9 protein-coding genes are annotated in these 12104 nt (G+C 51.0%); 2 read left to right on the top strand and 7 right to left on the bottom strand.

Annotation, left to right across the window (positions count from 1 at the left end; genetic code table 11):
• Positions 1-8: 8 nt before the first annotated feature.
• The 4 genes from BMW93_RS09840 to BMW93_RS09825 form a co-directional block, all read right to left on the bottom strand.
• Positions 9-1469 (bottom strand): sigma-54 dependent transcriptional regulator, encoded by a 1461-nt coding sequence (locus BMW93_RS09840; RefSeq protein WP_090375023.1) that lies wholly within the window; start codon positions 1467-1469, stop codon positions 9-11.
• A gap of 30 nt (positions 1470-1499) precedes the next feature.
• Positions 1500-2942: an RNA polymerase factor sigma-54 gene (gene rpoN, locus BMW93_RS09835; protein WP_090375022.1), complete on the bottom strand. Its 1443-nt coding sequence runs from the start codon at positions 2940-2942 to the stop codon at positions 1500-1502.
• A gap of 461 nt (positions 2943-3403) precedes the next feature.
• Positions 3404-3715: a hypothetical protein gene (locus BMW93_RS09830; RefSeq protein WP_090375021.1), complete on the bottom strand. Its 312-nt coding sequence runs from the start codon at positions 3713-3715 to the stop codon at positions 3404-3406.
• 11 nt (positions 3716-3726) lie between these two features.
• Complete coding sequence (locus BMW93_RS09825; RefSeq protein WP_090375020.1) at positions 3727-4014, bottom strand: YtxH domain-containing protein; 288 nt, start codon at positions 4012-4014, stop codon at positions 3727-3729.
• Between the two features lie 208 nt (positions 4015-4222).
• On the opposite strand from BMW93_RS09825, the gene BMW93_RS09820 reads away from it, so the two are divergent.
• The gene (locus tag BMW93_RS09820) at positions 4223-4600 is read left to right on the top strand and encodes a response regulator (RefSeq protein WP_090375019.1); all 378 of its coding nucleotides are present in this window, start codon (positions 4223-4225) and stop codon (positions 4598-4600) included.
• Between the two features lie 126 nt (positions 4601-4726).
• Here the strand turns inward: BMW93_RS09820 and BMW93_RS09815 are convergent, their stop codons facing one another.
• The 3 genes from BMW93_RS09815 to pgmB form a co-directional block, all read right to left on the bottom strand.
• Complete coding sequence (locus BMW93_RS09815) at positions 4727-6838, bottom strand: tetratricopeptide repeat protein (RefSeq protein WP_229240309.1); 2112 nt, start codon at positions 6836-6838, stop codon at positions 4727-4729.
• Between the two features lie 306 nt (positions 6839-7144).
• Positions 7145-9460: a glycoside hydrolase family 65 protein gene (locus tag BMW93_RS09810; protein WP_090375017.1), complete on the bottom strand. Its 2316-nt coding sequence runs from the start codon at positions 9458-9460 to the stop codon at positions 7145-7147.
• A complete protein-coding gene (pgmB, locus tag BMW93_RS09805) occupies positions 9457-10107 on the bottom strand; it encodes a beta-phosphoglucomutase (protein ID WP_090375016.1) in 651 nt (216 codons plus the stop codon). Before pgmB ends, BMW93_RS09810 begins: the two co-directional genes overlap by 4 nt.
• A 132-nt stretch (positions 10108-10239) precedes the next feature.
• Here pgmB and BMW93_RS09800 point away from each other — a divergent pair, with 132 nt between their 5' ends.
• Positions 10240-11979, top strand: coding sequence for an alpha-amylase family protein (locus tag BMW93_RS09800; RefSeq protein ID WP_090375105.1), 1740 nt, complete (start codon positions 10240-10242; stop codon positions 11977-11979).
• Positions 11980-12104 lie beyond the last annotated feature (125 nt).

Here is a 12104-nt window from a genome sequence, read left to right as displayed (position 1 = left end):
TTCCGCTGTCAGATATCAAATTGTTTCATTTTATTATAAAGCGTCTTCCGGTCAATGTTCAGTAACCGCGCGGCTTTACTCTTGTTAAAATTAACATCCCGCAATACCTGCATGATCATATCATATTCGGCCTCGTTGGCTACGGTTTTCAGGCTCGGCTTGGTTTCCTCGCCGTCAACGCTGTCCGCCAGCGACGATCCCGCTGAACTTGCCGTCGGCGCCGGCTCGTCGTCGAGGTCTTTCAGGCGCTTATAATTTACGATCTCGAACGGCAATGCCTTTTCCTCGATCAGCTCGCCGTCCGAAAGCAGCGTCGCACGCTTGATCACGTTTTTCAGCTCGCGAAGGTTACCGGGCCATGAATAGTTGACGAAATCGTTTTTCACCTCTTCCGAAAACCCTTTCACATTCTTGCCCAATTCCACATTGGTCGTTTCGAGGAACGCCCCGGCAAAAAGCATCAGGTCGTCCCTGCGGTTACGCAATGCGGGTACCTCAATCGTAAATTCGTTGAAACGGTAATAAAGGTCTTCCCGGAATTTGCCGCTACGCGCCGAATCCAGCAAACGCTCGTTACTAGCCACGATAATGCGCACATCGAGATCAATCTCCTTCGACCCGCCAATGCGGCGCATCTTGCGCTCCTGCACGACGCGCAGCAACGCAACCTGTATTTCGTAGGAAAGGTTGGAAACCTCGTCCAGAAACAGCGTACCGCCGTTCGCTAGCTCGAAATGCCCTATTTTGGTCTGCAATGCACCGGTAAAAGAGCCTTTTTCATGCCCGAACAGTTCACTACCCGCCAGTTCCTTTGATATAGCGCCGCAGTCCATCGCCACGAACGGCATATCCCTGCGCTTCGACCGATTATGAATTTCCTGTGCGATAGCTTCTTTTCCGGAACCGCTTTCGCCATAAATGATCACGCTGAAATTGGTAGGAGCCACAAGATCGACTTGCCGGAACAAGTTGTCCGAGACCTCACTGCTGCCCATCACGTAGCCTGCTTTGGTACGTAAGCTGCTCTTGCGTGACGACTTCACCGGTTCCGCACTACCGTCAGAAGATGACGGGGCAACATATTGCTGATCGTCATTTTCCGATGCCTCGGCGTCGGCTATGGCCTTCTTTACAGTAACCAGGATTTCGTCGGGAAACAGCGGCTTGGTAATGTAGTCATATGCGCCCAGCTTCATCACATTCACCGCCACCTTGATATCCGAATACCCGGTAATGATCAGGACGGGAACGTTGGGCCTTTTGGATTTGATCGTCGTAAGCAGTTCAGTCCCGGTAATATCCCCGAGCCTGAAATCGGTCATGACAAGGTCCGGTGACATGGATTCGATCAATGCGAGCCCGTCTTTGCCATTCTGGGCTGTTTCTACTATAAAATCATTTTTTGACAAAAAACGCTTCAACAAGAAGCAAATATCCGCTTCATCATCAACAACAACTATTTTTTTCATGCCGGGTGTAAGGGCTTAACTTGGTTTGATTTAAATAGTAACTCTCAACCTCGCGGTAGGTATATTCAATTGCTCGCGATACTTGGCCACCGTCCTTCTGGCGACGGAGTAGCCTTTTTCGGCAAGCATGTCTGTAATCTGTTGGTCATTATAGGGGTGGCGTTTGTCCTCATCCACCACGATTTCTCGGATCGCCTCCTGGATCTCGCGGTTCGAAACCTCCGTACCGTCCTCGTTCGTTACGCCTTCCGTGAAGAGGTCTTTCAGCAGCACAATCCCGAAGGGCGTCTGCACGTATTTGTTGGTCGTCACTCGAGATACGGTAGAAATATCCATATCGATGATTTCCGCCACGTCTTTCAGGATCATCGGCCGAAGCTTTTTGATATCGCCGGTCTGAAAATAATCGTATTGCAGCCTTACGATAGCCTTCAGTGTATTCAGCATCGTGTTTTCCCGCTGCTTGATGGCGTCGATGAACCACTTCGCCGAATTCATCTTGTTTTTCAGGAACTGGTTGGTGGCTTTGTCCTGCTTCTGCTCCGCCATTTGGGTAAAAACCTTATTCAGCTTCAATGCGGGGCTATTTCCCCAGGTCAGCTGTACTTCGATCTCCCCGTCCTCGGTATACCAGAGCATAAAATCCGGCTTGATGCTTTCGTTCACGATCGAATCGTTGCGCAAGCCAGAGGCTGGTTTCGGATTCAGCGTGGTAATTAGCTGAATCGCCTTTTTCAACGACTCCTCGTCCAGCCCGGTGATCCGCATGATCTTGTCGTAATTGCGCGAGCCGAGCTCATCAAATGCATCGGTGACGATCTTGTACGCCCATTTCCAGGTGTCGTTCTGATTGTCCATGCGGTTGAGCTGGATGAGCAGGCACTCCCGCAAATCGCTGGCCGCAATGCCCGGCGGATCAAGCTGTTGGATGATTTTCAGCATTGTGCTCACTTCGTCGGTATCGATAAACATGCTGTTCGCAAATGAAATATCGTCCGCAATCACATCGCTTTCCCTTCTCAGGAATCCGTCCTCGTCGAGCGAGTCGAGGATGAAGTCGGCGATCAGTTGCTGACGTTCATCCAGTTGCAGAAAGTGTACCTGCTGTTTGAGGTCGTCCCTGAAAGAGATCGCCTCCACCATCGGCCGGGTATATAATTCATTGTCCGCCGACTGGTTGTTCGCGTACGTTTTGTAATCGGGAATATCGTCGTCCCGGAACTCATCCCAGTCGTAATAATCTTGTACGGAATTGTCTTCACCACCCGACGAACTGTCTGCATCGTCGAACTCCTCGGGCGCATCTTCCGCCGTACTCTCCTCTTTCCCTTCTTCCAGTATAGGGTTTTCTTCCAGTTCTTCCTTAATCCTTTGTTCAAGCTCCATTGTAGTCAGGTGCAGTAAATTCAGCATCTGAATTTGCAAGGGAGAGTATTTTAATGTCTGTCTCTGCGTCTGCGTCTGTCTTTGCATATAGCAACTAAGGGTAAAATTTACATTGTCTTGGTGCTTTAAATTTACGACTCTTTATCTAATCTCGACTCAACAGAGAGGTGCGTTACCGAAGATTGCGTAGTTATTTCCACATACTGAGTACAATATTTCAGAATGTAGAGCTACTCCCCATTCGAAAACGCCCCCGAAGTTCCGTTTATCGGCTTTTACAGTCGCTTTCGGCCCCATAGTATCCGGTCGGGCACCCGGGCCTTCTTCCGGCAGTCGTCACCCGCAAGTTGCCTCATATGACTGAAAATCAAAAGATATCGTATATTCAAAAGGATCACGGCTTCCGCTTTTCCGGTATTGCAATGCTGTGGGCGCACCATTTAACATTCCGGAACGGTACTATACGAGATGCAAAACCCTTGCCTACCCATAAACGTCGAAACCCTCCGGAAAGGGAGGGTTTCGCAAACCTGGATTTTTCGGTATGGTCAGGCTGGCCGTAAAGGCTTTTCGTCGGTCGCGTTCTTGACCCAGTACAGGCCTTTCAGCAGTAACTCCCGCCCTTCCTCTACGCCATGCTTCATAATGACCTTCTCGATCAGCAGCGGCGCGATCAGGTTGAACGGCACGGGGAGCCGCCTCAGGACCGTTTTTCCCAGCAGGGCGCCCAATCCGATTTCCATGCCGCGCCCCGCAATACCCTCGGGGCCGGCTGCCATCAGTTCTTTAAAGTAGTCGACCGTCTCGCAGACGGTTTCCTTTATCTTCCGCGACTTTGTCGGATCGCCGGTTGCTTCCATAACTTTTTCTATCAAAGGTTTCTTACCTGTTCATGGGCGGCATCAACGTACTCCCCGGCTTTTCCGGCTGCCTCGTCGGCGTACGTCTCCCCCTCCTTTTTGAGCTGAGTGGCGGCATCGGCCGCCTTTGCCTTGCTTTTTTCCAATGCGGCAATCAGGTCACCCGCCAGGTCGTTGGTTTTCTTTTTCAACTTTTTGATCGTCTTCTTGCTATCCTCCGGTGCCAGCAGCAGGCCGATTACCGCGCCCGCAACTGCCGCACTTACTATCCCTAAAATGATTTTGTTCGTTGTTGACATAGCACACTTGTTTACTGTGGATCATTTGATTTCAATTAGAAACGTCCCAAAACTGTACCAATCGGCAATACTCCCGTCAGCCGCTGAATGGCAGGATTATTGCTTTATGCAACGGCAAAGGATAGTTCGTAACCCGGAGGCTATGCAAATAACCTCGGCAAACACCTCCACTACCGATGACTGAAATTATTACATCTCACACAGCGCTATGAAAATTGTTATTATTGAAGATGAAAGAGATTTGGGAGTGTTGATGCGCAATTTTCTAGTAAGGCAACTGAATATTAAAAACCCCGAGGGCAACGTCACGGTGGTGGCCTCATTAACGGAAGGCCTTGATTGTGTCCGCAATATGAGTCCTGATTGGATATTCATAGACAACAACTTACCCGATGGAAAGGGCGTGCAGGCGATCCGGCAAATACGCGCTGTGCATCCTGGCAAACATCCAAAAGTGGTGATGATGAGCGCCATGACCAACCTCAAAGAGGAAGCGTTCAGAAACGGCGCCGACTTTTTCCTCGATAAACCCATAAGCTTTGTAGAAGTCAAGAATATCTTCACAAAACCCGCGAACGAAATCTGAGCCTTACGAGTGCTGACATCACAAAAAATCGTGGAAATACTTACATCAACTGGGGATTTGCACCGGTTGGTCGTGGAAAATATTGCTCAAACCAGCCGTTACCTTCTGTTAAACGGGCGTTAACTCCTAAAATAACACCGGGCATTTCGTTCCCGACCGCCCCCTGCCTCCCGGCATCTTTACTTTCTGGCTGCGGTAGCGGCCATGTTTTTTCTTGACCGTGTCGGCTTTCTTTTTCTCGTAGGCAACGAGCTTGAAGTCATATTCAGGGATAAAATAATCTTCCTTGTATTCGGCAACCGGCAGTGGCATGTAGTGTCGGCCGGGGAAGGTCAGCACGTCGTATTCGTAGTCGTAAAGGTAAATGGTCACGAAACCGTCGCGACTGTATTTAATGCCTATGTCGGAGAACGGGCTGTTTTCGTCGGACGACGCCACAAGCCGCATCATTTCCTTCTGCTTACCCTTCACGAGCACCGACATATTGTATTGAAAAACGCGGTGCAACGAATCGATCTGGATCGCGATGCCGAGGTAGTATTTCGCATCTTTGAGCCGCTCCTGACCCGCGTACATCACCGCCGTATTGTTCAATGCGCTTTTGTCCTGATAGGTCTGGTAGCTTAGCTTCGCGTCGTCGTACCGTTCCATATAGCGGTACACATTCCCCTGGTTCACATTATAGAACTTCCGGCTGGGTGCGGCGGCCATAGCGAGTTTAAAATCCTCGAATGCCCCGTCGTAGCGCGCGTTGGCTTCGTTCACCTGGTGCTTCTGGTCATGCCGGTTACCGATGTACGACTGCACGATCCCGTGGTTGTTGTGCAAGAAAGGCAGCTCCGGTTTCTCGCGTACGAGGCTGTCGAATACCGCCATCGACCTGTCGAGCTGATCGTTTTCGAGCAGCACAATCCCCCATCCATTCTGCGCATTGACATTTGCCGGATTCAACGAAACCGCTTTTTTGAAAACCTGATAGCCCTTTTTGTACATATCGAAATGCAGCAGCAGGTTACCGTAGTTACTCCACATCAGGTCGTACCCCTGCTCATATTGCAATGCTTTCGCCAGGTATTGCCCCGCCTCGGAGTACCGTTTCAGATCGATCATGATGCCGCTCAGTCCCGCCAATGCTTCGTAGCGAACCGGGTCGAGCTTGATCGCCTTCTGGAAATCTTCCTGGGCTTGTGCACTTTTTTTCAGGTAGTATTCCGAAAATGCTTTGGTTACGAAAAGGTCGGCGAAGAACTTGTTGTCCTCATTCAATGCCTTCTCGCCTTTCTTGAAATCTCTCAGCGCCAGGTCATATTTCTTTTGACCATAATAGGCCACCGCGCGGCCGAGATAGGCGGGTAAATACGTTGAATCCTTTTTGATCGCCCTGTCAAAAAGGTTGAATGCGGTCTGGTATTCGTGTTTGGTAAGGTGGGTATTCGCAATTCCCGACATCAATGCGGGCGTTTCGCGCTTCAAAGTCGACGCAAGTTTGTAATACCGCTGCGCCTCGCTGGTCTGGTGCAGGCCGTAGCACGAATGCGCCATCCCGAGGTAGGCATCGCCGCGGAAAGTACGGTCGTCGCTTTCCAGGTATTTTTCAAATACGGCTTTCGCCATCCCGAACTGATTGAGCGATAGCAGCGCGTTCGCGTAGCGTATCTGAGCTTTCGGGTGTGTGCGCGCAACTTTCTCGAAATCCTTCACCGCCCGCTTTTCATTGCCGGTGCGCATTAAAATGTCGCCCCGTTGCAGGCGATACGCCATTTCATCCTTCTGACGGATCGCAGTGGTGAGTTCTTCCACGGCTTCCTCCATCCGGCCACCATACTTATGAACCATGCCGAGGTTAAAATTCCATTTGCCGCCCGTATTTTTCGCTGAATTATCGGTCGCGTACCTTGCCGCTTCGTTGTACCGCTTCTGCTTGCCAAGCGCCACCAACGTATTCACCGTCGCCGCGGTACCGCCGGGAGCGTCGAAGAAATCCTTTCGTGCGACATCAAATTTACCCGATAGCAATGCAAAAAGGCCGCGGTTATAATGCAAATGCGGGTCGAGCTCACCGAGGTCGAGCGCTTCCATAATGTGCAATGCTTTTTGGTAATTACCCGAGAGCGCGAGGATGACGGCCTCGTTGTTCATGCGCTGTACGGAATCGGAAGGTTGGAAAGCCTGTTTGTTATAAAGAGAATAGGCGGCTTGTAAGCTGCGGACACCGCGCTGGTATTCCTCGCCACGCAATAACGCTGGATTATTTTCCTCGAATGATTTGTTGAAAACAGGTAGAAGTTCTTTTACAATTCGTTGGCACTCACTAAAATCCTGGGCTGAGACCTGCTGCGGCGCTAACACCGTCAACATCAGCAACATACCTGTCATTACAAGTAGGCGGATTTTCTGTACCATAGGGGGTGCGTAATGGCTCAAAAGCCCCTAACCTACAAGTAATCAGGGAAAATTACAATTATTGCTAAGACCGTTTGATAAATTTAGGGTAAAATGTAATTTTTTAAATAAATAACATCATTTTAAGTAAACCACCGGTGATTAAAGTTGCACGGAAGCCAGAGCGTCGATAAATACCCGTTTATCATTAACCAGAACAGTGAGAGCACTTTCCGACGCGTTTTCAATGGAAATCGATTGCTTGGAAACGGTTACTTTCAGCAATGTGCCCCGGAACCCGATCCGGAAAGAATATCCATCCCATTGCTCGGGAATGTAAGGTTTGAAGGATAACAAGCCGTCCGTCACGCGCTGTCCGGCGAAGCCTTTTACGACGCTCATCCAGGTACCGGCCATCGAAGTAATATGAAGCCCGTCCTCGGTGTCGTTATTGTAATCGTCCAAATCCAGGCGCGCCGTCCGCAGGTACATTTCATACGCTTTCTCCCGCAAGCCCAATCCGGCAGCAAGGATCGAATGCACGCAGGGCGACAACGACGATTCGTGGACGGTCATGGGCTCATAAAACTCGAAGTTACGACGGATCGTCGCCGCATCGAATTCATGTTCGAAGAAGTAGAGCCCCTGCAAAACATCTGCCTGCTTGATGAAACACGACCGCAAAATCCTGTCCCACGACCACCTCTGGTTGATAGGCCGTTGCGCTGCAATATCGGCGACGGTCAGCAACTGCTTGTCGAGGAAGCCTTGCTGCTGCAAATACACCTGCCTGTTCTCATCGAACGGGTAATGCATATTATCGACAATGTGCTTCCATTCGGCAAGCTCGGTATTGAGTTCCAGATTGGTTTTAAAAATGATCTCGTTCAGCTTCCGCGAATCTTCCTTCCACAGCTTATCGATCACTTCCAGCGTGTAACGCAGCGTCCAGCAGGCGATGTAGTTGGTATACCAGTTGTTATTGACGTTGTTTTCGTACTCGTTCGGCCCCGTCACGCCCAGCATCACATACTGCCCTTTGTCTTCCGACCAGTTGATCCGCTGCTTCCAAAACCGAGAAATGCCGATCAGCACTTCCAGGCCCCGGTCGGTGACGTAGCTTTCGTCGCCGGTGTAGCGGGTATAATCGTAAATCGCGTAGGCAATAGCGCCATTCCGGTGGATTTCCTCAAAAGTGATCTCCCATTCGTTATGGCATTCTTCACCGTTCATGGTCACCATCGGATAGAGGGCCGCTCCGTCCGTGAAGCCTAGCTTGGCCGCATTCTCGACGGCTTTCTGCAAATGCTTGTAGCGGTAAACGAGCAGGTTGCGCGCCACTTTTTGGTCGGCCGTGGAGAGGTAGAACGGGATGCAGTAGGCCTCGGTATCCCAGTAGGTACTTCCGCCGTATTTTTCGCCGGTAAAGCCTTTGGGTCCGATGTTCAGGCGCTCGTCCTCGCCGGTATAGGTTTGTCCCAAATGGAAGATATTGAACCGGATACCCTGCTGCGCGGCCACATCACCGGCAATAGTGATGTCATTCTTCTCCCACTTGCCCGCCCACGCCTGCACCTGCTCCGCGTACATGCGATCGAAGCCCTTTTCGGTGATGCGGGTTATGTAGGCTTTGGCTTTCGGAATGAGTTCGTCGTGCGCGTAATTGGCCGACGAGAGGTTTACAGCATATTTATAAATGGTAATCTCCTGCCCTTCCCGCACTTCGGTCTGCACCGTACCGGCCACATATTTTTCCCTTGAAGCGATATTGACGGTTGTCGTCAGGGACGCTCCATCGATTTTGACATCGAACTTCATCCCCGTCGCCACGCGGAACTGCTCTACCTGGTACGGGTTGCCTTTCGTTTCGAGTACCAGGTAACCCTCCTGCCCGTACGCCTCATGTGCAATGCCGTTCCAGAACGACTCGTCGTAGTTGGAATCCCGGTTGCGAATGTTGCCGTCGAGGAATGGGGTAATGCTGAAATGGTCGGTAAAATTGAGCGGCACCATGCTGTAACGAATCGCGCCGGCTTCATCGTCGGCCATGCTGCAAAAGCGTTTGGAGTGAATGCGCAGCTTCCTGCCGCCGGAGAGCGTCACCGTCGCGGTGCGTTCGAGCACGCCCTCTTTCATATTCAGCACACGGCGGAATTCGTCGATTTTACAGGTATTCAAATCCAGCAGTTCGGCACCGACGCGGATTTCGATGCCGGTCCAGTTACAGGCGTTGAGTACTTTGGCGAAATAGTTGGGATAGCCGTTCTTCCACCAGCCTACCCTTGTTTTATCAGGAAAATAAACGCCGGCAACATAGTTCCCGAGCAATGTTTTGCCCGAATATCCTTCCTCGAAATTGCCCCGCTGGCCCATACGGCCATTGCCGAGGCTCATGAGGCTTTCGGTAATTTCATTGTGTTCGGGGTGAAAACCTTCTTCTACGATGCACCATTCGTCGTGCGTGATGTAATTCTTCATATGTTTTCCAATTGCGGCAAACCAAAATTTTCAAAACCGGGGATCACAATATCGGCTTCGGTGAGTACCGATGCTTCTCCTATACCGACCGCCAGCATGCCGGCCGCTTTCGCCGACTGGATACCAGCCACAGCATCCTCGAATACCGCGCAATGCGCAGCGGGAACACTCAAATCGGCCGCTCCCATGAGGAATACCTGCGGGTCGGGCTTGCCTTTCGTAATGCGGTTACCGTCGACGATCGTATCGAAATAATGCAGCATATCGATCCTTTCGAGGATGGCTTTGGCATTTTTGCTCGCCGAGCCCAGACCGCTCGGGATGCCGTTTTGTTTCAGCTCGTCGAGGAAATGGCGCACACCGGGCAACGCGTCGTCGGGTGTCATTTGCATGCAAAGTTCGAGGTAACGGGTATTCTTGGCGGCAGCTCTGCGAAGCTTTTCTTCGTCGGACAACTGAACGCCGCCGATCGACAGCACGATTTCGAGCGATTCCATCCGGCTAATGCCTTTCAGGCGTTCGTTTTCTTCACGGGTGAGGTCGAAACCGAGGTCTTGCGCCATTTCGCGCCAGGCGATGTAATGGAACTGGGCGGTGTCGACGATTACCCCGTCGAGGTCAAAAAGGCAGGCTTGTATTGAGGGCATATCATTTCAAATTTAATATCTTGCAAAATAGTAAAAAATAGCAATTTGCTGCGGCACGGCCGAAATGCGGGCTATTCCGGCCCGTCGGAGCGCACTGGCAGCTTTCCTGTTACATTCATAAAACCGAAAGAAATGTCCGCCATTAACAAGGATAAATTCGTTATATACCAACTGTTTACACGCCTCTTCGGCAACCGGAAAACGACCAACAAAGTTTACGGTACGATCGATGAAAACGGGTCCGGAAAATTCAACGACATCGACGATACCGCGCTGGCCGCATTGAAGGATTTCGGGGTGACGCACCTTTGGTATACCGGCGTGATCGAACATGCCACGCTGACCGATTATTCGCAATTCGGCATTAATCCCGACCATCCGTTGATCGTCAAAGGCATTGCAGGCTCTCCTTACGCGGTAAAAGACTATTACGATGTGGACCCCGACCTGGCCGTGGATGTACCGAACCGGATGCACGAATTTGAAAGTCTCGTAGCACGTACACACGCGCACGAGCTGAAAGTGATCATCGACTTCATTCCCAATCACGTAGCGCGGCAGTATCATTCGGATGTCCGGCCGGAAGGCATCAGAGATTTTGGCGAGGATGACGACAATACAGTCACTTTCAATCCCAACAACAACTTTTACTACATCCCCAACCACGATTTCGTGGTACCGGAAGGCCACACGCCGCCATTGCCCGTCACATCGCCCTACCACGAGCGACCTGCCAAGGCGACGGGAAACGACGTTTTCCAGGCCCAGCCCAGCCAGTTCGACTGGTACGAAACGGTAAAACTGAACTACGGCGTCGATTACCTCGACGGCCGCTCCCGGCATTTTGACCCTATTCCGTCTACCTGGCTCAAAATGCGCGACATTCTCCTGTACTGGACGGGGAAAGGGGTGGACGGTTTCCGGTGCGACATGGCCGAAATGGTGCCCGTCGAGTTCTGGGGCTGGGTGATCCCGGAAGTGAAAAAGGAGAATCCCGCAGTGATTTTTATCGCGGAAATCTATAATCCGTTCGAATACCGCAACTACATTAATACCGGTCAATTCGATTACCTGTACGATAAGGTAGGACTGTACAATTCGCTGCGGCGGATCATCGAAGGAAATGGAAGCGCCGCGGACATTACACGGATCTGGCAGCATGAGTCGGGCGATTTCAGCGAGCATATGCTCCGTTTTCTCGAAAACCACGATGAGCAGCGCATTGCCTCACGGTATTTTGCGGGAAACCCATGGACCGCATTGCCCGCCATGGTGCTGAGCGCTACGCTGCATACCGGCCCGCTGATGCTCTATTTCGGGCAGGAACTAGGTGTAGATCCCACCCAGCAGGAAGGTTTCCAAGGAGAGGACGGCCGTACCACTATCTTTGATTACTGGGGTGTGCCCGAGTTTCAGCAATGGGTGAATGGCGGAAAATTCAATGACGAGCTACTTACCACCGAGCAAAAGACGCTGCGGGAATTTTACGGAAACCTGAATGCATTCGTGCTCAAAAACGAGGCGGTATATGCGGGGGGATTCTATGATTTGCAATATGTGAACGCCAACGGGCAGTCGTTCAATTACGATGGAAACATCATTTACTGCTATCTACGGCATACCGACGAGCAAAAAATATTGTTTGTATACAATTTTCACGAGTCACACACCGTAGAAACGCTGATCAAAGTACCGCAGGACGTGTGGACGAATGTACTGAAACTAGGCAACACCGCATCCTATAAAATGAAACCCGTATTTCCGCTCGAAGTGCCTCACGTACAGCTGCGCACGGCCGACATAACTTCGACGGGCGTGCAAATCGAACTTCCACCGATTTCGGCATTCGCGTTCGAGATCGTGCCGAAGTAGCGCGGCCGACTCTCGGCCTGCCGTTGCAAAAGGGGTTTCTGATCGTTAATTTTACATTGCGCACGAATTCGTGGCTTTTTGTTCTGGCAAGTGTTTTGTCGTTTACGTACCCTGGTTTAAAGAAA

This window comes from Dyadobacter sp. SG02 (genome assembly GCF_900109045.1).
Classification (GTDB): Bacteria; Bacteroidota; Bacteroidia; order Cytophagales; family Spirosomataceae; genus Dyadobacter.
This window is presented reverse-complemented; position numbering and strand designations above follow the sequence as displayed.

Bases quoted from the DNA above. Each gene is read 5' to 3' on its own strand.
- rpoN (WP_090375022.1), bottom strand. From the start codon at position 2,942: ATGCAAAGACAGACGCAGACGCAGAGACAGACATTAAAATACTCTCCC.
- pgmB (WP_090375016.1), bottom strand. From the start codon at position 10,107: ATGCCCTCAATACAAGCCTGCCTTTTTGACCTCGACGGGGTAATCGTC.
- BMW93_RS09820 (WP_090375019.1), top strand. From the start codon at position 4,223: ATGAAAATTGTTATTATTGAAGATGAAAGAGATTTGGGAGTGTTGATG.
- BMW93_RS09840 (WP_090375023.1), bottom strand. From the start codon at position 1,469: ATGAAAAAAATAGTTGTTGTTGATGATGAAGCGGATATTTGCTTCTTG.
- BMW93_RS09810 (WP_090375017.1), bottom strand. From the start codon at position 9,460: ATGAAGAATTACATCACGCACGACGAATGGTGCATCGTAGAAGAAGGT.
- BMW93_RS09800 (WP_090375105.1), top strand. From the start codon at position 10,240: ATGTCCGCCATTAACAAGGATAAATTCGTTATATACCAACTGTTTACA.
- BMW93_RS09830 (WP_090375021.1), bottom strand. From the start codon at position 3,715: ATGGAAGCAACCGGCGATCCGACAAAGTCGCGGAAGATAAAGGAAACC.
- BMW93_RS09825 (WP_090375020.1), bottom strand. From the start codon at position 4,014: ATGTCAACAACGAACAAAATCATTTTAGGGATAGTAAGTGCGGCAGTT.